Source organism: Leucobacter massiliensis (genome assembly GCF_002982315.1).
GTDB lineage: Bacteria > Actinomycetota > Actinomycetes > Actinomycetales > Microbacteriaceae > Leucobacter > Leucobacter massiliensis.
In genome coordinates, this window is the sequence record NZ_MWZD01000019.1 from 23,619 (window position 1) to 49,870 (window position 26,252).

The 26,252-nt window shown below is 64.9% G+C and carries 27 protein-coding genes and 1 pseudogene; 6 read left to right on the plus strand and 22 right to left on the minus strand.

All coding sequences use genetic code 11. The features are described from left to right. Positions 1-4: 4 nt before the first annotated feature. The 12 genes from B4915_RS11690 to B4915_RS11745 form a co-directional block, all read right to left on the minus strand. Positions 5-679 carry a hypothetical protein gene (locus tag B4915_RS11690; protein WP_245907480.1) on the minus strand — a complete coding sequence of 225 codons (675 nt, stop codon included), beginning with the start codon at positions 677-679 and terminating at the stop codon, positions 5-7. A 97-nt stretch (positions 680-776) separates the two neighbouring features. Next, positions 777-1,922: a ParB N-terminal domain-containing protein gene (locus tag B4915_RS11695; protein ID WP_105805998.1), complete on the minus strand. Its 1,146-nt coding sequence runs from the start codon at positions 1,920-1,922 to the stop codon at positions 777-779. After that, positions 1,919-2,764 (minus strand): hypothetical protein, encoded by an 846-nt coding sequence (locus B4915_RS11700; protein ID WP_146120098.1) that lies wholly within the window; start codon positions 2,762-2,764, stop codon positions 1,919-1,921. Before B4915_RS11700 ends, B4915_RS11695 begins: the two co-directional genes overlap by 4 nt. 690 nt (positions 2,765-3,454) lie before the next feature. Continuing rightward, positions 3,455-4,186 carry a DUF2637 domain-containing protein gene (locus B4915_RS11705; RefSeq protein WP_245907481.1) on the minus strand — a complete coding sequence of 244 codons (732 nt, stop codon included), beginning with the start codon at positions 4,184-4,186 and terminating at the stop codon, positions 3,455-3,457. Positions 4,187-4,188: 2 nt separating this feature from the next. Continuing rightward, positions 4,189-5,070 carry a bifunctional DNA primase/polymerase gene (locus B4915_RS11710; protein ID WP_105806000.1) on the minus strand — a complete coding sequence of 294 codons (882 nt, stop codon included), beginning with the start codon at positions 5,068-5,070 and terminating at the stop codon, positions 4,189-4,191. A 268-nt stretch (positions 5,071-5,338) separates the two neighbouring features. After that, a complete protein-coding gene (locus tag B4915_RS14545; RefSeq protein ID WP_146120099.1) occupies positions 5,339-6,298 on the minus strand; it encodes a hypothetical protein in 960 nt (319 codons plus the stop codon). A 400-nt stretch (positions 6,299-6,698) separates the two neighbouring features. Then, positions 6,699-7,160: a hypothetical protein gene (locus tag B4915_RS11720; RefSeq protein WP_146120100.1), complete on the minus strand. Its 462-nt coding sequence runs from the start codon at positions 7,158-7,160 to the stop codon at positions 6,699-6,701. Between the two features lie 72 nt (positions 7,161-7,232). Continuing rightward, positions 7,233-8,315: a DNA-methyltransferase gene (locus B4915_RS11725; protein WP_105806003.1), complete on the minus strand. Its 1,083-nt coding sequence runs from the start codon at positions 8,313-8,315 to the stop codon at positions 7,233-7,235. A gap of 292 nt (positions 8,316-8,607) precedes the next feature. Continuing rightward, positions 8,608-9,489: a helix-turn-helix domain-containing protein gene (locus B4915_RS15130; RefSeq protein ID WP_105806004.1), complete on the minus strand. Its 882-nt coding sequence runs from the start codon at positions 9,487-9,489 to the stop codon at positions 8,608-8,610. A gap of 15 nt (positions 9,490-9,504) precedes the next feature. Further along, positions 9,505-10,179: an organomercurial lyase gene (gene merB / locus B4915_RS11735; protein WP_105806005.1), complete on the minus strand. Its 675-nt coding sequence runs from the start codon at positions 10,177-10,179 to the stop codon at positions 9,505-9,507. 91 nt (positions 10,180-10,270) lie between these two features. Next, positions 10,271-10,984 carry an SDR family oxidoreductase gene (locus B4915_RS11740; RefSeq protein WP_105806006.1) on the minus strand — a complete coding sequence of 238 codons (714 nt, stop codon included), beginning with the start codon at positions 10,982-10,984 and terminating at the stop codon, positions 10,271-10,273. A gap of 90 nt (positions 10,985-11,074) precedes the next feature. Continuing rightward, the gene (locus B4915_RS11745) at positions 11,075-12,154 is read right to left on the minus strand and encodes an alkene reductase (protein WP_105806007.1); all 1,080 of its coding nucleotides are present in this window, start codon (positions 12,152-12,154) and stop codon (positions 11,075-11,077) included. Positions 12,155-12,320: 166 nt separating this feature from the next. Between B4915_RS11745 and B4915_RS11750 the strand changes: the two genes are divergently transcribed. Continuing rightward, entirely contained in the window at positions 12,321-12,923 is a 603-nt protein-coding gene (locus B4915_RS11750) for a TetR/AcrR family transcriptional regulator (protein WP_105806008.1), read from the plus strand. Between the two features lie 85 nt (positions 12,924-13,008). On the opposite strand, the gene B4915_RS11755 is transcribed toward B4915_RS11750, so the two are convergent. From B4915_RS11755 to B4915_RS11765, 3 genes are all read right to left on the minus strand, one after another. Further along, a complete protein-coding gene (locus tag B4915_RS11755) occupies positions 13,009-13,494 on the minus strand; it encodes a winged helix-turn-helix transcriptional regulator (protein WP_105806009.1) in 486 nt (161 codons plus the stop codon). 62 nt (positions 13,495-13,556) lie between these two features. After that, positions 13,557-14,699 (minus strand): NADH:flavin oxidoreductase, encoded by a 1,143-nt coding sequence (locus B4915_RS11760; RefSeq protein WP_105806010.1) that lies wholly within the window; start codon positions 14,697-14,699, stop codon positions 13,557-13,559. 90 nt (positions 14,700-14,789) lie between these two features. Next, positions 14,790-15,197, minus strand: a complete 408-nt coding sequence (locus tag B4915_RS11765; RefSeq protein ID WP_105806011.1) for a tautomerase family protein — start codon at positions 15,195-15,197, stop codon at positions 14,790-14,792. Positions 15,198-15,350: 153 nt separating this feature from the next. On the opposite strand from B4915_RS11765, the gene B4915_RS11770 reads away from it, so the two are divergent. The 4 genes and pseudogenes from B4915_RS11770 to B4915_RS11785 form a co-directional block, all read left to right on the plus strand. Beyond that, on the plus strand, positions 15,351-16,406 hold the full coding sequence (locus B4915_RS11770) for an aldo/keto reductase (protein WP_105806012.1): 1,056 nt from the start codon (positions 15,351-15,353) through the stop codon (positions 16,404-16,406). 10 nt (positions 16,407-16,416) lie between these two features. After that, positions 16,417-16,947: a PaaI family thioesterase gene (locus B4915_RS11775; RefSeq protein ID WP_105806013.1), complete on the plus strand. Its 531-nt coding sequence runs from the start codon at positions 16,417-16,419 to the stop codon at positions 16,945-16,947. Between the two features lie 167 nt (positions 16,948-17,114). Continuing rightward, positions 17,115-18,197: an MFS transporter gene (locus B4915_RS11780; RefSeq protein WP_105806014.1), complete on the plus strand. Its 1,083-nt coding sequence runs from the start codon at positions 17,115-17,117 to the stop codon at positions 18,195-18,197. An 80-nt stretch (positions 18,198-18,277) separates the two neighbouring features. Continuing rightward, positions 18,278-18,610, plus strand: a pseudogene (locus tag B4915_RS11785) (PhzF family phenazine biosynthesis protein); the annotation flags it as partial. Between the two features lie 151 nt (positions 18,611-18,761). Here the strand turns inward: B4915_RS11785 and B4915_RS11790 are convergent. The 7 genes from B4915_RS11790 to B4915_RS11820 form a co-directional block, all read right to left on the minus strand. Then, positions 18,762-19,220, minus strand: coding sequence for a GNAT family N-acetyltransferase (locus B4915_RS11790; protein ID WP_245907482.1), 459 nt, complete (start codon positions 19,218-19,220; stop codon positions 18,762-18,764). Further along, the gene (locus B4915_RS11795) at positions 19,217-19,852 is read right to left on the minus strand and encodes a Type 1 glutamine amidotransferase-like domain-containing protein (protein ID WP_105806016.1); all 636 of its coding nucleotides are present in this window, start codon (positions 19,850-19,852) and stop codon (positions 19,217-19,219) included. The genes B4915_RS11790 and B4915_RS11795 overlap by 4 nt, the downstream gene beginning before the upstream one ends. 215 nt (positions 19,853-20,067) lie before the next feature. Next, entirely contained in the window at positions 20,068-21,315 is a 1,248-nt protein-coding gene (locus B4915_RS11800) for an MFS transporter (RefSeq protein ID WP_105806017.1), read from the minus strand. After that, entirely contained in the window at positions 21,312-22,136 is an 825-nt protein-coding gene (locus B4915_RS11805) for an ABC transporter ATP-binding protein (RefSeq protein WP_105806018.1), read from the minus strand. The genes B4915_RS11800 and B4915_RS11805 overlap by 4 nt, the downstream gene beginning before the upstream one ends. Further along, positions 22,133-23,179, minus strand: a complete 1,047-nt coding sequence (locus B4915_RS11810) for a FecCD family ABC transporter permease (RefSeq protein WP_105806019.1) — start codon at positions 23,177-23,179, stop codon at positions 22,133-22,135. The genes B4915_RS11805 and B4915_RS11810 overlap by 4 nt, the downstream gene beginning before the upstream one ends. Continuing rightward, on the minus strand, positions 23,176-24,240 hold the full coding sequence (locus B4915_RS11815; protein ID WP_181158574.1) for a FecCD family ABC transporter permease: 1,065 nt from the start codon (positions 24,238-24,240) through the stop codon (positions 23,176-23,178). The genes B4915_RS11810 and B4915_RS11815 overlap by 4 nt, the downstream gene beginning before the upstream one ends. Further along, entirely contained in the window at positions 24,237-25,205 is a 969-nt protein-coding gene (locus B4915_RS11820; RefSeq protein ID WP_181158575.1) for an iron-siderophore ABC transporter substrate-binding protein, read from the minus strand. The genes B4915_RS11815 and B4915_RS11820 overlap by 4 nt, the downstream gene beginning before the upstream one ends. A gap of 476 nt (positions 25,206-25,681) precedes the next feature. Between B4915_RS11820 and B4915_RS11825 the strand changes: the two genes are divergently transcribed. Continuing rightward, complete coding sequence (locus tag B4915_RS11825; RefSeq protein ID WP_105806022.1) at positions 25,682-26,248, plus strand: recombinase family protein; 567 nt, start codon at positions 25,682-25,684, stop codon at positions 26,246-26,248. The last annotated feature ends 4 nt before the right edge of the window (positions 26,249-26,252 follow it).

Genomic DNA, 26,252 nt, shown 5'->3' on the forward strand with positions numbered 1-26,252 from the left:
TGCCCTATCGGAGGGGGTTGTCGAGCTCGGACAGGCGCAGCAGATGGCAGCGATCGAACACCGGCGTACAGGAGACGAACGCGGTGAACGCCACCGTATGCGCGCTGTCGACAGGATCGTCGTACCAGACGCCCTCCCGCACCCTGGTGCCCTCGACCGTGTACGCGTACGTGCCCTCGGTGATCTGCCCGCCAGAGGCGGTGACGGCTTCATCCCACTGGGCGGGGATGAAGATGCGGTCGATCTCGATCGACTGCCGGGTGCGGTACTCCGCCAGATCCCGCCACGTCGACGCAGAGGGGAAGTAACCGTCGAGGTCAGCGATGAGGCCCGGAGTCTCGGTGCCCGAGGGGTCCGCGTCCTCGATCAACACTGCTCGGTGATCCGACGGGGTCAGCAGCGTGAATGTGTCCCACGTGAACAGTGCCTCAGCGACCGAACGAACGTAGACCTCCGGGTCATTCGTCCGGGCCAGCTTCGGCAGCTGTGCTTCTCCGGGCTGTTCGTTCGATGACGGCGGACCAGATGACGATCCCGGCGTTGTTGTCCCTGATGTGGCGTAGGGTGTGGGGCCGGTGATGAGCCCGTAGATGCCGATCCCGGCGAGGATCGCGATGATCAGGCCGGTGGCGGTGAGGGCGATGATCAGGCGACGCTTGCGGCGCTGCTGATCATCCACAACAGGTGCAGACATTTGAAGCCTCCGAACAGAGAGAAGGGCGGGCAGAGTCACCCATCAGGTGCGCTGCCCGCCCAGAAACCCCCGGACCGCTCGGCTATGCAGGGCTCGTCGCGCCCAGCGGCTCGAGCTCCTCGGCCGCTTCGTCGTGCGTGGTGTCGCGTGCAGCCTGCGCATGCTGGAGGAAGTCGTTGGCCGAGGTGACGTAGGTGGCGACGAGATCGAACTGTTCCTCGTCGGCGTAGCTGCCGAAGTCGATGGGGTTATAGCGGTCCCACCAGCCGTGCTCACGGCGCAGCAGATCCACGAGCTTGCGGATCGCATGCTTCTCCCGCAGCAACGGGTCTACGTCTTTCCACCCTGCGACCTGAGAGCTCGAGGCTTCCTTGCGCAGTTGGTGGATGCGGGCCACGGCGCGGGTAGCTTCTTTGAACGCGTCCTTGGGGTGGTCTTGCGCGGTCACGAGCTCAAGTTCTGACTTTGCCGCCGCACGAACGGCGTCCGATTCGTCTGGATCGTGCACCCAGTCGGTGAGGGTGCGGATTGTCTGCGCGAGTTTGACGCGCAGGTACCGGCCGTTGACCTTCCCGTCTGCGTTCAGTTCCAGCAGCGCCTCGGCTGCTGCTTGCCGGATCTCGGGATGCTCGTCATCACTCGCGGCGATCTGTTTGAGATCGACGACCTGGTCCAGCATCGAATGGGAGTCCCGGCCGGTGACCGCCTTAGCAGCCTGTACGCGTGCCTTCCCGCCGCCAGAAATTGCTGCGGCCTGCGGGGGTGTTGAATCAACACCCCCGGTGATTCCAGCCGAATCGTCGTCTTCCAGAGATTGTGTAAGGCGTTGATCGCGGGTGCTGGAGCCGAACTGAGTGGCTGCTTCACGGCGTTGCGCTTCTTCGGCGTAGAGGACTTTGAGTTCCTCATACAGTTCGGCCTGTTCGATCGGGGTGAGCATCTTGTGCAGCGTGTTCTCATCTTGAATCGCCAAAACGGTGGACAGTTTGTCGGAGACGCCCTGCACCACCCACACCGGAACCGCGCGATGCCCAAGTTCACGCATCACCGCCAGTCTCCTGTTGCCTGAGATCAGTACGTTCCCGGCGGTGATCACGATGGGCGAGAGAAGCCCGAACCGGCGAACCGATTCGGTGAGCTCCTCCAGATCCCCCAGGTCACGCCGGTAGGAGTGGCCCTCGGTGATCTGATCGATGGCGTGTTCCAGCACCAGATGCCCGCGACTCATGCAGCACCTCCTTGCCCTTCCTGCAGGTCAGGTACGGACGCCATCCGGCGGGATGATTCCACGAGGTCTTCATCGCGGAGAAGGTCGGCGACATCGTCACCGAGGAGCACACGAGCGAAGAGGCCATAGTCCCCGCGCTTGCGCCTGCCGGTCTTGGTGCCGACGACAAGACGAACCAAGGATGCCCAGGCTTCTGGGGTGTAGCCGAGACGGATCGCGATGTGCAGTTCCTTCGACACGATCTCCAGCGCCGAACTCGAGGACGACAGACCAGCGATGCGGTGGGCGATGTAGTCCACGGCTTGCTCGACGGGGCGGGCAGGCCAGTCAGTGAGGACAAGAAAGACGCAAGTCGCGCGGATCACCCGATCCACCGAATGATCCTCACCCTCATGGTTTCGCGCGTAGAGCGAATGCGCGTGGGGGTGCACGTCGTAGAAGAACTCTTCATAGTGTCCCGCCCGCATCGGCTCCTCAGCGGGGCGTTTTGAGGGTCGGCGTGCTTTGTCTTGGCTGGTCATGTTCCGGTCCGCGTGGACTTCGGCGGCGATGCCGAGCGCGACGGCACGGGTGATCACTGCCCAAGGGTCGTCGGCGCGGAGCGTGGTGGGTTGCCGCATCGCGAGGAACGCCTCGTATGCAGCGTCCTCTGGCGCGCGCCGCCATGCTTTCGCGATGGGCGTGTACTTGTGAGTGACGTAGACCATGAGCTCGGCCGCGACCGGGCTCGACGCCCAGGCATTGTGCTCATTGAGTTCCGTGATGAGTGCCCGCAGTCCTTCACCGGTAGTAAAGTCCGGCGCCGGTGTGGGGTTCTGGTGTTTTGAGAATGGGGGTGTCATGGTGACTCCTGAGATGAGAGAAGATCCGTCGGTAGAGAGGTGTGACACCCACCCGACACGCATCCCCTCATCCCGCCGTCGCAGCGGAGACCACCCCCTGCCATAGGCAAAGGAGTACCGTCAGGCCTACCCGAAGCGGGCAGCCCGTCAGGGGTTCGTCTGGCGTCAGTTGGACGTCGGCGAGGAGTGTGAGAGTTCGTCGTGGTAGGTGGTGGCCGGTGCTCGGGTAGCGCCGGAGCCGGAATCGTTCATCGGCTCACCCCTGTCCTCCCGAGCCGCAACTCTTGCGTCTGCGCTGGGACCGTGGTGTCTGGATCGATCTGCTGCTGCCTGCGTGTTAAATGTTCGGCGAGCTGTGCTCGCCCCTCGCGGATGCCCTCAAGGGTGGCGTCACGCAGCCGCGTGTTCAGCTCGGCACCTTTGCCGACGATCGCGCCACCTGCGCGCGCAGCGACATCAGTGGGACGAACCCACTCCACCCCGGTACGCCCTCGCGCTGAGGTCTGCCTGGTGAGGGTGGGGTCGCCGTGTGTGGCGAACTCCGATGCTCGCTCCGCCTCCCGCGTCTCCATGCCGGGTGTCGCGTTGGGTACCTCGGGCAGGTCGCTTGCTGGGAAACGAGGGTCTGGCAGTTCGGCTCGAAGCTGAGCGGCGTTCTCAGCCGCGTCGCGTGGGTTTACGGGTGTCGAGTCAGTCATGAGATGCTCCGTTCTCTCGACGGTCAGGTGCGCTCAGCCAGCGGCCCACCGTTGTCGGATGCACCCCAAGCTCTGTGGCGATCTGCCGTCTCGAAACCCCATGAGACGCTAACGCGACCGCCTGCTCACGCCCAGCGGAGCCCTTCTTCTTGGCTCGGGCAAATGCTGGCGCAGAAGGCCCGGCACCGGCGTTGCTTGAACTTCTTGCTGCGGAGAGCACCGGTGTCGATGCCGCTCTTCGCCTGTTTACCGTCGGAGTCTCAGAGGTCCGCTGTGGGGCTTCGTTACGCGTGAGCTCGACGGTCAAATGGGTCATTGCGAGCAGCACCAAGGGTGGGACTGAGGCGACAAGGGCTGCGATGATCGCGGGCACACGAGTGTCTGAGGCGACGACGGCGTGGGTGATGTTCGCCGCGACACTCACCCCAGCACCGGAAGCGAGCAGGAGCCAGGCGAACCGGCGTGCGGCGGGCGCGGAGTTGCGCAGCGCGACGACGGAGATCGTCGCTTCCAAGATCACCCCGTCAACGATCAGCGGCCACACCCACGCCTGCCCCGCCGGTACCCCCGACAGGACCGCGAGGTCCTGCAGCGTCGTAAACGACAACCAGAACGCACCGAGGGCGAGAAGGATCGTGCCCGTGACGGCTAGGACAATCACGCCGCGTGACACCCCAGACCGTCCCACCTCTGCGGCGCGTACGTGCAGGTCCGGGGCGCTCACGATTACCGCCTCATCCCGGCAAACGAGCGCCCCATTATCGGCTCAGCTACGGCAGCATCCGGATTCAGCGCGGTGGTGCGGTGGGCTGACTGGATAGTTGTTGCGATCTCCCGCGCTTCAAGCCCGGTGCGGGTAGCGGCGGGCTCGAGCAACGCATACGAGTCGCCATCGCTCAGTCCGCTCTCGGCGAGACGGCACGCAGCCCAGAACAGGCCCGCATTCCGATTCCCCTCTGTCAGCGTCCCCACCCACGCTACGAGCCCCTCCATCGAACCATCACGGCCCGGCCCGTCAGAGCTCGGCCTGGTTCGTGGCGCTGGGGTCGGGGTGAGAAGATCCCGTATCGCTGCCGAGTCGACTGGGCGCGGGTTCCTGCCGCGGGCGATCACCTCGTAACGCCGCGGCCCGTGTTCAGTGTTGACTACGGACGGTGGGGCGATGATGTAGCCGCCGGTGCCACGGAGGTCGACATGTGCTCGGCCACGCGACCAGGATCTCGCCTCGCGCTCGGGGCTGCTCGGGTAGTAGAGATGCAGGCCACCCGACGGCGAACGCACCGCAGCGTCCCATCCATCGACGAGGTTCTCCCGACGCAGCGTCCGCAGGACGGGAAAGCCGGAGCCTGTGGCGTGCACGTCGACATCGAGGACATCGATACCGACGCCGGTGGGGATCCCGATGTTTGCCTCCGGATGATACCGCCACCACGCACCCACTTGTTCGAGATCCGTGGTGGCGTCGTGGAACCCGTGCTCGGTGAGGGGTCGCTTCCCGCCCGGCACGCACGGGAACACCGCCACTCCTGCTGAGGCATATGCGGCTGCCGCGTGTGAGAAGCGCAGTGGCAGTCGGGTGGGAAGGAGTCTGGGTGTGGGGTCGGTCATCGGTCGGGCACCTCCTTTGGTGACACAGCGCGAGCAGTCATCGATGCTCAGCGTGCGGTGTCATGCGGAAGGTGCGGCGGCAACAGTGCCGTCATCACCCTGGGTTGCAGAGTCCGCTCTCGAGCATTCCCTAGTCCCATCAACCACTACCCGGCCCGAGCCGTGGCCGTCGAGTGTTTTCGTGAGAGATGCGTCAAATCGTCAAGAAGATGCGTCGAATCGTCGAACACGCCCACCTCAGCCTCCACCGCACAAACAGCAGGTGGTGCTACAGATCGCGCCCGACACCCCGTCCAGGATCAGACTGTTCTGGTCCGTCGCGGTCGCTGTCCAGCTGCTGTTCACGCTCAGCAAGGAGATCACTGAGCAGCACCCCACGCTCAAGCCGCGACGCATGCTCCACCCCTCCCAGGTCGGACGGCAGCGCGCCTGTGCGCCCGGTAGCGGTGACGTGCTCGTTCACGCGGTGAAGCACCTCGGTCAGGGGTTCGTGCTCGGTGTGGTGTTCGAGGATCCAGGCGATTTGATTCATTGCCGTGCTGTCGTGCTCTGCTGCTGGGAACGCCGCAGATGCCGTCGCCCCGTCGTCGCCGGGCACAGGGCCGACGACGAGCCGGAACTCACCTTCTCCGTCGATTCCGCTCGCCTCGTACACGCCCGCGGGCATCCAGTCGTGCGCCTCCGACGCGCGACCCGCGAACAGCTCACCGTCTACAGGATCATCGGCATCCAGCACTCGAACATCTGGGTCGGCCGCGTTGAGCATCGTCTCCAACTGTTCGCGTTCCTGTCGGTCCAGTGGCACCACACGCAGCCCGGAGTCGCCGCTGTCGACGAGCCCGCGGAGGGTGTGGATGACGGCGAGATCGGCCGGTGCCCAAGCACGGGCGAACTGCTCCGGCAGATACGAGGTGCGCGGCCCACCCCCACTGAGCGCCTCTCGAAGCACGTGGTCTCGGCGCAGAGCCGTCGCGACGAATTCACTGCGCCATTGCGAGTGATCCCACCGGTACTGCATATCGTTGTACTCGCCCTCATACGCAGGAGCGACCGCGACCAGATAGTCGTCCTTGACCGGTTGCGCCGGCAGCGGTTCTCGCTCCAGCATGTCGATCACGGCATCTCGCACCCGCTCCGCAGCCACGACCTGCGCCTGCTGCTGATGGGCCTGTTCAAGGTCTTCCAGCCGCTCCAACAGCTCGGGCAGACGAGCTGCCGCATACGCCAACTGCAAACAGGTCTCGCGCTACTGCTCATGCGCATCCTCAAACCCGTCAACGTCTCTGCCACCATCAGGCAGCATGAACGCATCATGACGCGGTTCTGGTGGGAACATGCGCGCCACGATCTCCGGAACCCCGGACCCTTCGAACGCCTCCCACCCAGCACCCGGATTATGCTCTGGATGCTCGCCCAGTAGCCCGGGTTCGGTTGGCGGTAATGAATGATCTTCGGGCATGACAGCAGACTCCATCACGAATGAGTAGACGGTAGCGAAATGAACACGAACAGCGGCGGCAGTGCCGCGTTCTATTGGTAGGCATACGAATCGGTGAAAAGCCCCGGTTACGGTAGGCATGCGCGGTGAGGTCAAGAACACGCGCGAAAACGACAAGCTGAGATCGTGCTCACCGTTCGAGCGTCGTCCTTGCAGGTGGCTCTTCCCTGATTCGGGGGGAAGGTTCCTCTGCGAGGGCTTGTTCTCGTTCCTGGAGGGCCTGCTCGAGGTAGCGGTTCACGAAGCCGTGGTTGGTTCCGTCCGCTCCGCCAGCAATGGGGATCTGGTGGAACGAGAACGACGGGTGCGGTGTCGCATCACGCAGCCCCTCCAGCCAGTCATCGACATCACGGGGCTCCACCCAGTCCTGGGGCGGCGGGTTCGACTGCAAGAACTCCGTCGCCCCCGCATACGCGTCGGAGTCCTCAAGCATCTCGTGGATCGTCACCGCCATCGTCCGCGCCAGCGAAACTGGGCTCCGATCCGCGATCACTGTCGGCTCCACATCAGGGTCGTCCGACCACACGATCACACCCAGCCACAACGAACGCGGCAGGGGTAGCTGGCTTCTATCGGCAGGTTCAGAGGTCATCGTGGAGTCCTTCCAAGCGAGAGCTCGCGCCCTTCATGCGCGAGCGTTACGGGATAGGTGCGGAGAGGCCAGCTACACCTCCAGTCGTGAACGAATCAACGGAATGAACGATGGATCCTTCTCCACACCGATCACCCCGTAGTGGGCTTCAACGGCCGCCTGCAACGTCGTCCCGGAACCGGAGAACGGTTCGAGCACCAGCCCTCGCGGAGGGGTGACGAGCGTGATCAGCCAACGCATGAGCGCTAGCGGTTTCACGGTCGAATGGGAGACCCCGAACGCGCGGGGCCGCTCTTCGCGACCGGGTTTGTGATCGAAACGGAAGATCGGGAACTTCCGTGACAGCGACTCGCCCTGCCAGGTGCCCGTCAGCACGTCGAGCGCGTCGGCCTGCCCCTGATCGAAGACGACATTCGTCGGCCACCGATCGTCTGCGAACCTGCCCCCGTCGACGTTGATAGCACCGACGCCATGCTGAAGAACATTGCCGACGACGGTGCCCGCGAACGGTTTCCTGGCGATGATGATGGGCTCGAATGCGGGCCGCAACGCGGTACCCCATCCGTCCCATTGCTGGGCGTCATCGGTGACCGGGGTGCCTTTGGATAGGACGGTGCGGGTTGCACCGAGCACCCCGTCATGGTCGGTGGTCTGCACGATCCGATCGGTGCGGTGTGCACCAAGGTGCTTATCGATCGCGTGCGCGAGGTCCATGCTCTTGGGCATTCCGGTGGTGTGCAGCCACGCGATCTGGTCACGGATCTCGAACCCTGCATTCTCGATTCCGCGCACCATACGATGCCACGTGCGTGCACCACCGAACGCTGCAACATACGCACCCGGCTTCAGCACGTGCAATGCTCCTGCAGCCCACGCCGTGCACCAGGCTTCGAACACTTCCGGTGCAGTCATTGCAGACGTGTCCATGTGTGGGAGGGACTCGCGAAACCCGGACGCGCCGTCCCAGGAGTGACCGTTAAAGCTCAACCCGTAGGGCGGGTCGGTCACAAGAGCGTCGATGCTCGCCTCAGGCAGGAGCGGGAGGAGCTCGACAGCGTCACCGAGATATACGGTGGTCTGCTCTTCGGCTATGACGGGGGCAGGTAGTTCAGCGAGCCTCGGCGCGGGGGCGGGCGGCGGGGTGGGGTCTGGCATGGTGGGTGGCTCCCTACTGTTCGGGGCCTGTCCGCCTTCGTGTGCGACGAACAGGATCACCCAGCAGGTACGGGCCACGCCGACAACCCTGTCGCGCCACAACCCCACCGTCAGAATCAAGCCAGCGGCGCTTGCCTCACTCGAATCAGCCACCCGGAGTCGATCTGGCTTCGCTGATTCCCGGTGCTCTCATTCCTCCACACACGATCGGCAATCAACGAACGCGTAGCCATCCTTCGTTTGGCTAGGACGCGAAAATTCATGATCTGGCCTGGTTGCTGCCGAGGGTCGCTCAGAGAGTCACGCGCGTTGACGATGAAGGGGGATGTCCGAATACAGTCCGGTAAGACCGCGATGCCTGGGAAAGATCGATCCAGCCCACAGCTCGCGCGGCGGCGGCTACGCCCCGATCTTCTTGCGTGAGAATCTCATGCATTCGATAAGCGCGTGCCTCGCGCAGGAACTTCGATGGCGGAAGGCCAGTGTGGCGGACAAAGAGTCGTGTGAGGTGCGCCGGCGAAAGGCTCACTCGCTCCGCTAAGAGAGAGACGGTCCAGTGTTGATCGAGATGATCTTCCAATAGTGCGATAGCTTTCCCAACCTGCGGGTGCACATGCACTGGGTCCTTCATCGTCTCTCCATCGCCAAGAACGAGACTAAGTACACGTGCAAGATGCGCCATACGATCCAGATCGTTCTTCGCAACCAGAGTCCCGAGGTGGGCGAGTGTGCCGAGGTGTTCGCGGATTTCTATGCCATGACGAGGCGCGAATGTGAGAAGACGAGGCTGCGAACCTGCGAAGAGGTCTCCTAGCAACTTTCCGCTATACGGAAGCCATTGAACTTGCTCGAGCGCAAACTGCTGATCGACATACAGAGTTACGGTTTCGACAGCAGTAGAAGGAACACATGTGTACTGTCTCCTAGGCGGCAATACGGCCATCCCGCCCCGTCTCAGAGAGATCGAACCGTTGTCGAAGACGATCTCTGTGCTGCCACGAACGGTGTATACGAGCTTCACGTCTTCCGATTGAGTCGGACCTGCCTTCCGGCTCGCGTGGGCGCGGAGTACCCGCATTGGGCCGAGTCCGTCCCCTTCATTGTTCGGCAAAGGACTCGCGACGCAACCCCGAACTATTGAGGACGCTGATAGATCAGCGGAGACCGAATCCATGGAGCGACCCTTGTGCTAGCCCGGGAATCCCCAAAATGAGCCGTGGAGTCCGACGCTGCGGAAGTAGTCGGTCGCGGCTGTCGGATCGCGGCGAATGTAGGGGGTGCCCAGGCGTCCTTCGTACCAGTGGGCGGCGAGGTTCCACAGAGTCTTGAGGCTCATGATGTAGCCGCGTTGGTGGCCGTGGCGGTCGAGCCAGGTGTTGACGCAGGTCTCGTCGCAGAAGATGAGCTGGTTGTCGCAGGCGTGGGCGGCGTCGGGCCAGATCTGGTCGGCGGGGGTAAGGAAGTGCGCGACCTGGTCGCCCGTTGGCGGTGCTTGGTTGGTGACCGTCCAGGCGTGTGGGGTGTCGCAGGCAGGACAGGTGGTCGCGACGAGGACGGAAGGCGAGTCGGGGACGAGGTGCGGGATGGCGAAGGAGTCCCAGGCGCAGCCTCCCCACCAAAGGGTATGCGGTCCCATGACGGAGAACCCGAAGGAGCGGGTTGCGAACGGGTGCGCCATCTCGACCTGTCCGTTTTTGAGGACGAGGTTGCGGGTGTCGGCAAGTTCCGTGAGTGCCTGCTGATACACGTCCGCTGACAGGTCGAGGCTGGCGGCGAGTTCGTCGCGGGGAGGAAGAGCGCCGGTCCGGGCGAGGTGAGTGTAGATCGTATGCCGTACGCGTTCGGCGGTATCTGAGATCGTCATCGTTGACTCCTGAGGGTGATGTGTGCCGCATACGAGGACCGGTGGACGGGGAAGCCGCTTGGCTGGCACAGTGGCAGCCTCCCCGGTCGGGTCAGTTGTTGGCGGCGAGCTGTGGGTAGACGGCTTCGAGCGGGGCTGACAGGCCTGCCTTAAGGTTGACCGAGTTCTCATCGGCGAGGACTTCGTACCCGCCTGCTTCGAGGGTGTCGAAGACCTGGGTGACGAGGTCGGCGGGATCGACCTTGGGGCCTTGTGCGTTGGCGGCCATCGCGGTGTCGACGTAGCCGACGTGCACGCCGACGACCTGAACGCCCTTGGGCTGCAGTTCCAGGCGGAGGGAGTTCGTCGCGGACCACAGGGCGGCCTTGGTGGCCGAGTAGATGCCGGCGACGGCCCACCAGGATAGTGCAGAGTGAATGTCGATGATCGCGGTGTTTCCTCCCTTGCCTGCGAGGATCGGCGCGAAGGCTCGGGCGAGGAACAGGGGGCCGAGGAAGTTGGTCTCGACGTTCTGACGGATCTCTTCATCCGTGTGGGTGAGGATGCCTGCCGAGGAGACCGATGCACCTGCATTGTTGATCAGGACCGTGACATCGGTCGCTTCAGAAGCGGCTGCCTGGATGGAGGCGGGGTCGGTGACGTCGAGGGTGAGTGGCACGATGCGCTCGTCGTCCCACTGGCGGGGGTTCCGGGCGGTGGCATACACCTTTGCTGCGCCGCGGGCGAGGGCTTCACGGACGAAGTGGCCGCCGATGCCGCCGTTCGCTCCGGTGATGACGACGACAGCGCCGTTGAGAGACGTCATGGAATGGATCTCCTTGATCGTGTGATGGTTCGGGTGGTCGAGAAGTTGTGGCCGGGCGGGCGTCGGGTACCGCCCGGCCAGCTCCGCCGGTCAGGCGTCGGTGAGCGTCGGGTAGTCGGTGTACCCGTGCGCGCCCCCGGTGTAGAGTGTCGCCGGGTCGAGGTCGTTGAGCGGCGCATCGGTACGAAGACGCTCGACGATGTCGGGGTTCGCGAGCGCGAACCGGCCCAGCGGGGCGATGTCAGCAAGCCCGGCGTCGATGTCGGCGGCGATCCCATCACGCTCGCGCCCGTAGCGGACCACGAGCACGGCGGTCGGCCAGACTTCGCGGAAGGACGAGAGAAGCTCGTAGTCGCCGAGGTGGTGCACGTGCAGGTACACCAGGTTCAGCTTCGCAAGCTCGCCGACGAGGTAGCGGTACTGCGCACGCACGGCCTCGGTGTCGCCCTCGTCGAGCCCACCGAGGGGGAATGCTGGGGAGATGCGGATACCGGTGCGGTCCGCGCCGATCTCCTCTGCCACGGCCTTCGCGACCTCGATCACGAACCGGGCGCGGTTCTCAACAGAGCCGCCATACTCGTCGCTGCGCTGATTGGCGTTGGGGGCGAGGAATTGGTGGAGCAGGTAGCCGTTGGCGGCGTGGATCTCCACCCCGTCGGCGCCGGCGGCGATCGCGGAGGCGGCGGCGTGGCGGAACTCGCCGATCACATCCTGGATCTCCGCCGCAGACAGCTCGCGCGGCACCGGCGTCTTCTTCGGGCCTTCCGCCGTGAACATTTCCTGCTCGGCAGAGATTGCGGACGGGGCGACGGGCTGACGGTGATGCGGCGTGTTGTCGGGGTGGGAGATGCGCCCGACATGCATGAGCTGAATGAACAGGTGCCCACCCTGCTGATGCACGGCATCGGCGACCTTGGCCCAGCCGGCCACGTGCTCGGGCGCGTAAATGCCGGGGGTGTTCAGGTATCCCTGCCCGTCTGCGGAGGGCTGCGTGCCCTCGGTGATGACCAGCCCGAGCGACGCCCGCTGACTGTAGTACTCCGCCGCCAGCTCGCCCGGCGTGCCGTCGGGGTTGGCGCGGTTGCGGGTCATGGGGGCCAGCGCGAGCCGATGCGCAAGCTCAATCCCGCCGAGGGTGAACGGCTGCCAGACGGAGTCCAAAGAGGTCATAACCGGTGTCATTCCTTTATATCGAGGAGGGTGTCACTTCTCAGCTGAGCATGCGTGGTGTGCCCGGCTGGGCGTGGGAGAATGAGGGGAACCAGATTCGAGCCCACACAACAGTGACTATACTCAGAACTGAGTTTAGTCATAGTTTATTCCAGGAGGATGAGCCATGCCAGTGGCGACCGAGCCGCTCGGGCGACGCGAGCGGAACAAGCAGGCCAAGCTCGACCGCATCACCGCCGCCGCGAGTGCACTCTTCGCAGAGCATGGCGTCGACGAGGTCACGACGCAGCAGATCGCCGATGCGGCCGACATCGGCACCGGTACCCTGTTTTTGTATGCCAAGACCAAGGGCGAACTGTTGCTGCTTGTGCAGAATGCCCACTACGCCACCGCGCTGAAGCATGGACGCTCTGCCGCGGCACGGGAGTCCACGGCCGTGGATGCTGTGGTGGCGCTGCTGGCTCCGGTGGTGGCGTGTAACCGGGTGCAGGTCGACAACGGGCGCACCTACCTGCGGGAAATGGTCTTTGGTGACCCGGCCGAGCCTCACCACGCCGAGGCTCTTACTATCGTGGCGCAGACCGAAGAGGCCGCCGCTGGTCTTCTTGCCCAGCATCTCGGACTGGACGAGACTGGTGCCGCCACTTTGGCTCGGGTGATTTCCGCGATCCTGTTCCTGACCATGGCCTCCAGCGAGCATGTCGACAGCAGTATCGAGGAGATCGTCGCAGCAATCCGTACCCAGGTCGCTGCAATCCTTCCCCAATGACTGCCAATTCATCTTCACGATTGACACCGGTGTGTTGGTAATGGACGTAACCATTCATTCGCCCCTGATTCGGTGCAATCTGCCCTCAGGCGTCTCCCTGAGCCGGCCTGGGTGCGGTGCGGATGAACTGCACCGCCTCCGCGGGAACGATTCGCCCTGAGGGGTCCACGAGCTCGGCGTGCACGCGCCGCTGCCCTTCAGTGGTCAGCGGGATGACCCGCAGTTCCGGGTCCTGGGGAACATGAGTGTGCCCCCACTGCTGCATCGCCACGAGCACCGTCTTCAGTTCCTCGCCCGCTGGGGTCAGGTGATAGGCGTCCCGGGTGCGCTGCCCGGGTTCCTGGTAAGGGGTCCTCTCCATCACGCCGTGCTCGACGAGCGAGGCAAGCCGGGCGGTCAGCACGTCGGAGGCTATTCCCAGCGTGTCACGGAACTGTGCGAAGGTGCGCGCTCCCAGCAGGGCTTCGCGGACCAGGAGGAAACTCCAGGTGTCGGTGAGCACCCCGAGGCTGCGGATGATCGCGCACGGGTGCTCGATCGCGTGAGCAAGGGTCGGAGAGGGGCGTGGCATGTGCTCAACTCTAGCCTGACTCCGCACAACCAATCCAGGTGTCGAGTGCTCGGCACCTGGCTCTAGAGGAGATGCTTCTCGTCTTCCTTCGCGTACGGGCGGATCTCGTCGAGGTGGCCGTCGCGGACCTTGCTCGTCCACTCGCCGTCGGAGAGCACAGCTCGCCCGAGACCTACAAGGTCGAACTCCCCCCGCTCGAACAACTCCACCAGACGCGCCAGGCTCAGCGACCCCGCTGCGGTGTCGTTCTCCAGGAACGGGGCCGCAACGCCGATCGAGCCGAGAGCGATAGTCGGCAATCCGGTGAGGTGCTTCGTCCACCCCGCCAGGGTGCGGTCCTCGCCATCGAACGCGGGGAGCCAGTAGCGGCGGGTGGAGACATGGAACCCAGAGACGCCGGCTGCCACGAGTGGGTCGAGGATGGTTCCGAGTTCTGCGGGGGTGGCGGCGATGCGGGCGTCGAAGTCGGCGCCCTTCCACTGCGAGTAGCGGAACACAACCAGGAAGTCTGGGCCGACCGCGTCCCGCACCGCGGCGACGACCTCGGCGCTCAGACGGGCGCGGGAAGCAATGCTGCCGCCGTAGGGGTCGGTGCGCTGGTTCGTTCTCGACCACAGGAACGCGTCGAGCAGGTAGCCGTGGGCGCCGTGCAGCTCGACCCCGTCGAATCCGATCTGCTTCGCGGTCGCAGCCGCACGGGCGAAGGAGGCGATGATCGCATCGATCTCAGCCAGGGACGCCTCCTCGCCTCGGGGTGATCCGTCGAAGCCGATCCCGGAAGGTCCCACGATCGGCGCGTCCGGGTGCGGCGCGGCGCCTTCGCGGCGCGCGAGCCCGAGATGCCACAACTGCGGGAAGATCCGCCCGCCCTCGGCGTGTACCGCTTCCACCACTCGACGCCACCCGGCTGTGGCGTCGTCGCCATAGATGCGGGGGACACGGTCGCTGGAACCGGCGGAGGGGTGATCGATGTAGGTGCCCTCGGTCACGATTAGGCCCAGGTGGGCTGCACGGCGGCGGTAGTACTCGACCACGTCATCACCGGGGATGCCACCGGGTGAGAAGCTGCGCGTCATCGGCGCCATCACGAACCGATTCTTCAGCTCCACCCCCGATAGCGTGAACGGGGTGAACAGGGGAGCAGGGTCGACGCCGTCGAGCAGCGTCGAGGTAAGCGGGGCGTGAGTTGTCGCGGGGTGTGTCATGTGTCCTCCAACCGCAAGATGGTCATGGTCGTTCCGCAGATGACGCCCGGTGACAGTGCCGGGCCGAAGCATATTGGGGTGCGCCCCGCGTCAGGTCGGCGCACCATCCGGGTCGGGAGCGAGTTGCAGATGCCCGCGGCCGAAGGAGAAGTTCTCTTTCGGGACCGGTACTAGCGCGATGAAGACGTCGTCGCCGGAGATTCCAAGCGCGGCGGTGGTCTTCGTGCAGATCGCCGCGGTGAGTGCGCGCTTGTCCGCCAGGGGTCGTTCGGCGGTGAACAGCACGGTGATGATCACCGCGTCAGCGGTGCGCTGCATGTCCATGTAGCCAGGGTCCAGGAACAGCTCGTCCGGTCCGTGGCTCGTGATGGACACGAACTGATCCTCAGCCGGGATGCCCAGCGCCTCGTAAAGCGCCCCCGGCAATGCCTGCCCGAGCGTGCGCTTCTGCTCCGCCGAGAACCTGCCCGCTGGAACATGCACTTCGAACACCGGCATGCCGGACTCCTTCCTCGCTTCGTCTCACCCGCGACGCGTGTCTGACTGCGTGACGGATCACGTCAGGCTGGGTTGTCATAACCAACTTAGCATCGATAGGCTCGAAGGAGCCAGAGACTTCGGGCGGTCGCCCACGACGGACAGGAACGACGCATGCGATACACCACGTTCGGACGCCGCACTGGCTTGCGGGTCAGTGAGTACGCCCTGGGTACGGGGAATTTCGGCACCGGGTGGGGCGCGGGTACGGAGCGAAACGAGGCGAAGGCGATCTTCGACCGGTTCGTCGAGGCCGGTGGGAACTTCATCGACACCGCCGACACCTACCAGGCTGGTCAATCCGAGCAGCTCGTGGGCGAGTTCATCCACCGGGGCCGGGACGACCTGGTGCTCGCGACGAAGTTCACCGTCGGTGCCTCACCCGAGCGGAAGCTGCAGCGCACGGGCAACGCCCGCAAGAACCTGCGGATCTCGGTCGAGGAGAGCCTGACTCGGCTGAACACGGACTACATCGATGTGCTGTGGGTGCACTACCCGGACGCACTCACCCCGGTTGAGGAGCTGCTGCGTGGGCTGGACGATCTCGTGTCGCAAGGCAAGATCCTCTACGTCGCGTTCTCCAATTTCCCCGCCTGGCGCGTTTCCCGAGCATCGCTGCTCGCGGACGTGTCGGGGTGGGCGCCGGTGGCGGGTATCCAGGTGGAGTACAGCCTGGTCGAGCGCACCGCTGAGCGGGAGCTACTGCCGATGGCTGAAGCCCTCGGTCTGGGTGTCACGCTCTGGTCGCCGCTGGGTGGGGGACTGCTCACCGGAAAGTACCGGCAGTCGAGCGAGGGACGCCTGAGTGATTGGGGCAACCTCGTGCACACGGAGACCGACGCGCAGACCACCGCCACCGTCGACGCGGTCATCGACATCGCTGAGCGGGTCGGGCGCACGCCCGCGCAGGTTGCTACCGCCTGGGTGCGCGAGCGCGCCCGCCGCCTGGTAACCCCGGGCATTCCGATCATCGGCCCCCGGCGACTGTCTCAGCTCGACGACTACCTCGCCGCCCTCACCCTCGACCTCGACGACGCGCAGTGCGACCGGCTCGACGAGGTCAGCCAAATCCCGCTCGGCATCCCGCACCAGGCCAACCAGAAAGCATTGAATGGGCTCCAGGGTGGGCAATCGTCAGAGTTCGACGCCCCCGTCGTGCCGGTCGCATAAGGAATCGCAGATGACATCACACAGCAGCGAGACGCCGGCCAGCGCGGAGCGCTCACGTACGATTCACTACCACGCGCCCGACACCGACAAGCAAGCCCTATTCGCCAGATCCGGGCTCGAACAACTCCAGGCCGTCGCCACAGGCAAGATCCCGGGGCCGCCGATCAGTGGCCACATTGGCCTCGATACTGTGTCGCTCGCAGAAGGGGACGTGGTGATGACCGCTGTCCCGGACGAGTCGCACTACAACCTCATCGGGTCCGTCCATGGTGGCTTCTTTGCCACTGTGCTCGATACTGTCTGCGGGTGCGCGGTGCACACCACGCTGCCCGCCGGCGTCGGGTACACGAGCCTGGAGATCAAAGTGTCGTTCCTGCGTCCGATCACAGCTGACACCGGCCCCGTCACCGCCCACGGCTGGGTCACCAAACGCGGAAAGGGCGTCGCGTTCGCCGACGCCGACATCCGCGACCAGAACGGCCGGGTCCTCGCCACCGCGTCCAGCACCTGCCTGATCATCCACCCCCGCGCCGCCTCGTGACCGGAAGGGACGCCACCGGAACACGAGAGCGGACGGGGCCGTCGGGCTGGTTCGGTAAGCGGGGCGCATTCTGGGCGGCAGCGTCCGTCCTTGCACTCGCCCTGTGGTCTTCGGGCGCGCCCAGCGTGCTCTACCCGATCTAAGCGCAGCGCTGGGATCTCTCCCCAATGGGGGTGACGACCGTGTTCGCGACCTACCAGCTTGCGCTCATGGTTGTGCTGCCCCTGTTCGGGAATCTCTCGGACCTGTTTGGGCGCCGTCGCATCATGATTACCGGCATCGCCCTCATCGGGGCTTCCGCGCTCGTGTTCGCGTTCGCCCCGCACGTCGGGTTTCTCTACGTCGGCCGTATTCTGCAAGGCGCTGGGGCGGGTTTGGCGATGGGGGCGGCGACCGCGTCGCTCATCGAGAACAACACCACGTCTAGCCCCCGCTTCGCCAGCACGATGGCGACGGTGGCCACCTCGACCGGGCTGACCTTGGCGTTGTTCATCAGTGGGTTCTTTGCCGAGTATCTCCCGCTGCCGCTGGTGTGGAGCTACATCGTTTTGCTCGCCCTGGCCGCCGCCTCTATTGCCGCGCTCCTGTTCTCGCCCGACGACAAACCGGCGACGCGGGAACGGTGGAGCCCACAGGCCCCGTTCGTACCCGCAGGTATCCGCATCGGGTTCGTCATCGCGACTCTCTCGGTCGCGCTGGCCTATTGCGTGGGAGCGATCTTCCTGTCCCTCGGGGCGCATATGATCGACCAGTTCACCCACACCGAGAACACCGCCATTGTCGGTGCCCTCCTCGCCGCGTCCTCCGCCTCCATCGGCCTCACCGGGCTGTTCCTGGCCCGCTTTCACGCCCGGACCCTGATCTGGGCGGGCACCATCTTCACCCTCGTCAGTCTGGGATTGATGGCCGCAGCTTCCGTCCTGCAATCCATGCCGCTGTTCCTGGGTTGGTGCCTGATCGGCGGCATCGCCTACTCGCTTGCGTTCACCGGAGGTCTCGGCCTCATCAATCGCATCGCCCCCGAACACCACCGCGGCGCCACCCTCTCCCTGCTCTACCTCCTCGCCTACACCCTCCAAGCCGCCACTGCGATCGGCGTTGGCGCCCTCGCTACCACGACCAACCTCGGAACAGCGGTCGGCGCCGCTGCAGCCGCACTGGGTGCACTCTGTGTCGTTGTCATCACTCTCGCGGGTATGCAAGCCGTCACGGCACGTCGAATCGTGTCGAAACCGGACGGTCAGAAATGAATCAGATCGACCTGACCTGGCTCGATGAAAGGACCAGCATGATATCTGCACGTTATTTCCCGAATCGGGAGGGCTGAGCGATGAGGCGCTCTCTGCGATTCTCTCAAGTTGACGTCTTTGCCCCGCACGCCTGGATGGGAAACCCCGTGGCTGTCGTTCACGACGCTGACGAGCTCGACGACGTCACACTCGCGGCGCTCGCACGATGGACGAACCTCTCCGAGACCACCTTCCTCCTTCGTCCCACGACCGAAGAAGCCGACTATCGTCTGCGGATCTTCACTCCTGCGGGCGAGCTCCCGTTCGCCGGACACCCGACCCTCGGTAGCGCCCACGCTTGGCTCGCCGCAGGCGGAACTGTCAAGGGTGACAGCATCGTCCAGGAATGCGGAATAGGTCTCGTCCCAGTGAAACCGGCCTGTTACTCGCCCCAATAAATGTCGTGATTCTATGGGCGTCTCTTGTCGCAGCTATCGTCTGCCCGGGATAGCTTGGAATCGGATGAAGGCCTGGCATAGCATCGTTCTATGCATTTCTCTCATACCCCTAGTGGTCTGGTTCGTCTCAGAGCGTCCTCGTCATGAAGACACTGTGCGGGTCTTCCGAGTAGCGCCCAAATGGGCCCGAATCTTGAAATCCAGCCTTACGATACAAGGCGTGAGCTGCCGCAAAGAAAGACGCGGCACCTGTTTCAAGTGAGACGCGACTGAGGCCTCTACTGCTCGCGTCTACTAAGGCATGTTCCAAGAGTTTGGCCGCGATGCCTTGTCTCCGGCACCTTGGGGCAGTCCGCATGGCCTTAAGCTCAGCATGTTTCAAATCAATCTCAACTAGTGCAACCGTTCCGACAATCTCGTCGTCGATGTGTGCAGTCCAGAGCCGAACGGTGGGTGTCTGCAGCGTCTCGAGGTCGAGCGCGTGTCTCGACTCATTTGGCGCGGTCGGCTTCATATCTGTTATGTGATCTCGTATGAACGATGTCAGAGCTGGATCGTTGAAGTCCGCCAATTTGATGGAGATCACGTGTCTCTTCTTCCCGGCGAGGTGATGATTTCTGAGCCTTCAGTGGTGACTTGGAGTGCTTGGTCGTCGCGCAGAGCGAGTAGCTGATACCGGTCGCTATAGGTGGATAGGATGCGTTCAATCAGTTCTGGGGGATAGGGCGGGAGCTGGCCGTCTGCGTGTGGGATGATGACCTGATTGATGAGGTGCAGACCAGCGTCGCTGTGTAGCCTCGGTGCCGCTTGCCGGTTGTCCATCAGCTCGGCAGGGGTCACTGACGGGCCCGTGATGATCGAACCTGCACTGCAGCCGATGTAGGGCAGCCCGGCGCGCACGTGTTCAGTGAGTATGTCTCCGGAACCATTGGAGCGAAAGGCTTCGAGCAAGACGAACGTTTCACCGCTCGCTACATAGACCGCATCCAGCGAGTCGAGCAATTCGGCGAACTTCGTTGAATTGGTGTATCGTGCTCGAATCTCAACGACCTCGTACCCGAGGGCTTCTACGCCTGCGCGCTCGACCGCAGCGAAGGGCATCCCATCGGCGGCGTCTGAGATGTAGCCGAGCCGTAGGGGGCGGGAGAGGTCGCCCACGCACTGATTCAAGAAGTCGGGCACCGCGCCGACATTGATCGAGAGTAAGAGCAAGTTCATCCATTAAAGCTACCAACCACCACGCGCCAAGGTCATTGGAGGATCGACTTGTGACGAACTGGCAGAGTTGCGTTAGCGGCACTCTCCCCTGGTCGACAGCCGATCCGTTCGGTCTATGCCTTTCTCAAGCCACTCATCCCCCGTAGACCCGAGGGAGCAAGGAGTCCAGCATGACCAACAGCCCCCATAGAGTTCTCCCGACTCGACGGGCGTCGTCAGCGGCGCCGCTTCTGGGCGCTCGCCTCGTCGTGGAGGGTTGCCCGGATGGTGAAGCCAGCGAGCACGAAAACGAGCGAGATTGCGAGCCACGCACCCGGCGCATCGTTTCCGGCCACGTCCACGATGGCGCCCGATGCCCATGTCAGGCCGAGCGCTAGGAAGCCGCCGAGGGTGCTGAGCATGCCGAAGTAGCTGCCCAGGTTCCCCTCGCCAGCGGTGCGGGCGACGCGGTCTCGGAGCGCGGGCATGATGAGCATCTGGCCCAGCTGCAGCAGGACCGTCCACACGATCAGCGCTCCGATGAGCGGCGCAGACCCGTCCTGGACGGGGAGGAGGAACGCGCTGCCGGGCACCGCGAAGGCAATGGCGGTGAGGAGGAGCCCGCCGACCAGCGAGGTTTTCGTCGGTAGATTCCTGGTGAGCATGCGCAGCGGAGCCTGTCCCGCGATGACGACGAGCGCCGAACCGATGTAGAACGCGCCGATCATCTCGGGTGCAATGTGCGCGGGAAGGAAGACGTAGAAGAGGTTCTGCGCGCCGAGGTAGAGACTCCCCGGGATGGCGATGGCGAGAAAGGCCCGGTTCTTCAGCGGCAGAATCATCCCCTTTCGCACGCTCACCGGCGTCGCATTGACCCGCAGCGCGCGGGGAAGGAGAACCGCGAAAGCGATCAGCAGCGCCGCGAAGATCAGGGAGGCGGCGAGGGAGGTCCAGATGAATGGAACGAACACGAGCGCCGTGCCGATGACCGGACCGAGCGCTGTGCCGATGCGGCTGAATACCTGCTCGATCGCAAACAGCTCGGTCCGTCGGAGCACGCCCTCGTTCTCCAGCCGTGCGCCGTAGCTGGCGTTGGCCGACTCCACCGCCGGCGCGAAGGCCGCGGCGGCCACGCCGACCAGAAGTATGCCGATCAGCAGGAGGCCAGGATGCGTGGCGATGCCGACGGTGAGGAGGCCCACGATGCGCAGCGCGATGCCGGTGAGCACCATCGGTCTCACGCCGAAGCGGTCGCTCAAGGCGCCGCCCAGGGCGAACAGGCCCTGCTGGGCCGCCATCCGAGCACCGAGGATGAGGCCGACGAGGGCCGCGCCAAGGTGCAGGTTTTCGGTCATGTGCACGGCCAGGAAAGGAATGACCAGTGAGAACCCGGCGTTGAATCCGGCCATCGCGAAGAGGATCAGGCGAACCTGGGCCGGGAGCGCGCGGAAGGTTCGCAGGATGCCGCGTTTCGTGCGGCTCACGTCGCTTCGGCGCCGCCGACAGCGACGACCATGGGCGTTCCGGCGACCGGGTCCGGCACGATGACCGTTTCCAGGTCGAAGACCTCTCGGACCATGCTGGGGGTGATCACCTCGGCGGGCGGTCCGACGGCGGCGACGCGCCCGTCCTTGAGTGCGATCATGTGCGTGCCGTAGCGGGCCGCCTGGTTGAGGTCGTGCAGCACCGCGGCGACGGTCGTGCCCTGCCTGTTCTGCCGGGCGATCAGCTCGAGCACGCTGACCTGATGGGCGATGTCGAGGTATGTGGTGGGTTCGTCAAGCAGCAGGATGGGGGCCTCGCGAGCGAGCGCCATCGCGATCCACGCCCGCTGGCGCTGACCGCCGGAGAGGGCGTCCAGCGGGCGTTCTGAGAGCTCGGACATGCCAGCCGAGGCGAGAGCCGAGGTCACCGCGCGCTCGTCGTCGTCGGACCAGCGCCGCAGCATGCTCTGATGGGCGTAGCGTCCGCGGGCGACGAGCTCCGCGACCCGGATCCCCTCGGGCGCGGTGCTGGACTGCGGGAGTAACCCGATGGTGCGCGCCACCTCCTTCGTGCTGGAGGTCGCGATGGAGGAGCCGTCGAGCAGGATCGCGCCGTTTCGTGGCTTCTCCACCCGCGCGAGCGCCCGAAGGAGCGTGGATTTGCCGCACCCGTTCGCGCCGACGATGACGGTGAAGGAACCGTCGGGGATGCTGATCGACACATCGTGGATGACGGTCGTCTCGGCGTAGCCGAGTCGGACTGCGTCGGTGCGCAGGCGCGCGGGGGCGAGCGAAGGGGTGGGCGTCAGGGGCGTGTTCATCGTGTCCGTGGGAAGAGGAGAAGTGAAAGGAGATAGGCGCCGCCGATCACGATCGTGATGATGCCGACCGGTAGCGGGTGCGGGAAGCCGTGTTGGGCCACGATGTCGGCCCAGGTTAACAGCATGGCTCCCGCACAGGCCGAGGCTGCGAGCGAGATCCCCGGCGCCCGGGTCAGGCGCTGGCCGATCGCCGGGGCCGCGAGGGCGATAAAAGCGATGGGCCCGGCGAACGCGGTCACCGCGGCAACCAGCAGGACCGCGCACGCGATCAACGTGACGCGCATGGACGTCACGCGCAGTCCCGATGAGGCGGCGATCTCGTCACCGAGCTCCAACTGCGCAAGTGATCGTCCCGTCGCCGCGAGGACAGTGCCGGCGACGGTAATCGCTGAGGCGGTGAGAAGGAGTTGCGGCGCGAGGATCCTCGACAGCGTGCCGACGCCCCACGCCGAGGCGGAGAAAGCGATCTCCATCTCGGCCGTACGCAGTATCCAGGCGTTCACCCCCGCGAGCGCCGCGGAGACGCCGATGCCCACGACCACCAGCCGGGTCCCGCGCAGCCCCCGTCGCATCGAGAGGGCCATGATCACGGACGCGGTGGCCAGCCCGCCGGCGAGCGCACCGGTGGCGATGCCCAGTAGCGACGATCCGAACGTCACCATCACGAGGAGCGCACCCGTGTAGGAGCCCGTGGTGAAGCCGATGATGTCTGGCGTCGCGAGAGGATTTCGGGTGATCGCCTGGAAGATCGCGCCGGCTGCACCCAGTGCGAGGCCGAAGAGAGCCGCGGCGAGGGCGCGCGGCAGCCTCCACTCGAGGACGACCGTCCGGGTGAAGCCCGCGTCCGCTCCGGTGAGCGCGGCGACGAGCTGATCGGGCGGGATCGGATAGTCACCGAGGCTCAGGGCAACCGCCGTGCCGAGGAGCGTGAGGAGAAGCATTGCGAGGCAGGCCAGCACGAGCCGACGCGGCGTCCTCCCGCGCGCCCGTCCGATCCGCAGGTGCAGATACGCGCGCCCTGCGCTGGCGGTGGTGGCGTTCATCGGGCGGCCACGCTTCCGCGATACGCGATGAGGGCGAGGCCGGTACCGCCGAGCACCGCGGTGATTACGCCGACGGGGATCTCCGAGGGGGCGATGACGGTGCGGCCGACGATGTCCGCGGCCAGCATCAGTGATGCCCCGTACAGCGCCGAGCACGGGATCAGCCAGGCTTCGTGCGGACCGGTGAATCGTCGAACGGCGTGCGGGACGATCAGCCCGATAAACCCGATCGGACCCGCGGCGGCAACGCTCGCCCCGGAGAGCACAGAGACCGACGTCCAGGACAGCAGCCGCACCCGTCCCGGGTCGATGCCCATCGAGACGGCGATATGGTCACCGAGCGCAATCGCGTCGAGGCGTCTGCTCAGGAACAGTGCCACGAGCACCCCGGCCGCGATCGCGGGGGCGATCGCGGCCACGGTGTCGAGGTCTCGTCCGGAGAGCGAGCCGCTCTCCCAGTTCCGCATCTGATCGAAGGCGTCCGGCCAGATCCTAGTCATCGCGAGCGTGCTCCCGCTGAGTACGGCGGCGATTGCCACCCCCGCGAGCGTCAGCCCGAGCGCATGGGAGGTCTGTCCGCCCCGGCCCTGGACGGCGCTGAGGAGATACACCGCCGCGCTCACGAGGAGGGCGCCCGCGAAGGCAAACCAGATGTACCCCTTCGCCTCGCTGACCCCGAACACGCCGACGGCTACTGCGACGGCGATTCCGGCACCGGCGTTGACGCCCAGGATCCCGGGATCGCCGAGCGGGTTTCGAGTCGCGGCTTGGATGACACAGCCGGCGACCGAGATCCCCGCGCCCGCAAGGAGCGCCACCAGCGATCGGGGGATGCGGACATCGCGCATGACGATGTCCGCATCGCTCCCCGAGAACGCCGTCACGGCCTGCCACGCTTCGACCGGGCTGAACGTCCGGGAGCCGATGCAGACGCTGCAGACCAGTAGCACCAGCACCAGCGCGACACCGAGCACGATGCCCGCGGCGCGGCGTCCGGCGGCGCCGCCGCGGCTCAGCGCACCCGAAGGAGGGCGCCCGGAGGCAGGAGCGAGCCTGCTCACTCCTCGGTGCCGGCGGGAGTCTCCCGGATCTGCGAAACGAACCGGTCCAGCACATAGGGAATCGTGACAGGGTTCGGCATCGAGACGGCATCCGACGTCACGGCGTCGAGTCCGATCACGTTGCCCTCGCGCACGACATCGAGGTTGTGGAACGTCGGCATGTTCTCCAGCTGCGCGCGACGCTTGTCCCAGTTGTCGACGAAGAGGACGTCCAACGAGTTCAGCTCGGAGAGGTTCTCCGCGGACAGGTCGAAACGCAGCGCGTTGTCGGCGCTCCTGAGGTTTTCGGGGAACTCGAAACCGAGGGAATCGACCAACTGGCCGCGGGCGGCCTCATTGCTGAAGACACTCACCGTGTCGTCGTCCCACACGACGACCAGCGCAGCCTTGAGGCCCGCCAGGTCGGAGTTCTTCTCCGCGGTGGACTTCATGAGCGCTTCGGTCTCAGCGACAAGCTTCTCCGCCTCGGTGGCCTTACCGACCGCCGTGCCGACCTGCCTGGTCAGGGACTGCCACGGCAGTACCCAGTCGGTCTCGTCGGCGGAGTGCAACACGGTCGGAGCGATCGACGACAGCTGCTGATACCGCGTCTCATCGATCGCGTTGTTGACCGCGACAATGACGTCAGGGTCCGAGGCGGCGACCTTCTCGATCGAGAACTCGCTCGTACCGCTCTCCAGCGGCGTGGGGGCATCGCCGGTCACGAGCGGCATCGCCCACTCGCCTACCCCGGTGTCCGTCGAGCCGTTCCAAACCGGGGCGAGAACCGGCTGCACCCCGAGGGCCAGAAGGATGTCGGTGTCGCCGATGCCCACCGACGCCACGCGCGTCGGTGGCTCGGAAATCGTCGTCTCACCCAGCTTGTGCTCGATAGTGACGGGAAAACCCTCGTGCGAGGCGGCAGACTGTGCGGCGGTGTCCGTGGCGGCCCCCGTCGCACAGCTGCTGAGTGCGATCAGTGCCACGAGGGCGGAGGCAAAGGCTAGAGGACGTCGAGAAACGCGCATTTTGAGAGAAATCCTTCAGATGATACTTAGGGCAACCTAATCATCGTAGCGGGGTTGACTGCCATGCAGGACTACTGAGCGTTCTAGTAACTCATCTCCTACGACGCGAGCACGGCGGCTGCGATCATTTCAAACTCGATTGGGGAGAGGGGCTCGATACCACTATGGGGGAAAGTCAGATTTCGCGACGCTCGCGGAGCACACAACTCAGTACGAATTTGCTTACGGTGGACTAGGGAGATCGGAGAGTGTCAACCTTCGACGTGACATGCACGGTGACTCGCCATCTGTGAACTTGAAGTCGTTGAAGCAAAAGTCACAAACGACCGTTCATAAGACAGTTGACTCTGTCCCACACCAGATCGGCGAGTCATGTCTCATGACCCGTGTCGGCAATCTATGTAAAGAAGGCAGCGTTCGCGTTACACTGAGGCATGGCCACGATCGGTTACGCCCGAGTCTCAACCCGAGACCAGAATCCGGACGGCCAAACGGATGCGCTCAATGCGGCGGGCTGCGACAAGATTTTCGTCGAGCACGCATCCGGCACCCTGTCGAAGCGGCCGGCACTGACGGAAGCCCTCGGGTATCTGCGCGAGGGAGACTCGCTCGTCGTGACGAAACTTGACCGGCTCGGCCGGTCGGTGAGAAACCTCAAACAGGTCGCGGACGAGCTTCAACAGCGCGGAGTTGGTCTGAAAGCACTCTCGCAGGGCATCGACACGACAACGCCGGGAGGCCGCCTGTTCTTTCACATGCTCGCTGCAATCGCGGAGTTCGAACACGACCTCATCGTCGAACGCACCCACGACGGCCTCGCGGCCGCCCGCGCCCGTGGGCGGAAGGGCGGCCCGAAGTTCAAGATGACGCCGACGAAGATCCGGCAGGCCCGGGCGATGTACGACGAGGGCGGCCACACCGTGCAGGAGATCGCCGACACGTTCGGGGTGTCCCGGCCCACGATTTACCGGCACCTGGCCGAGCACGTCGAGAGGGCCTGACGAG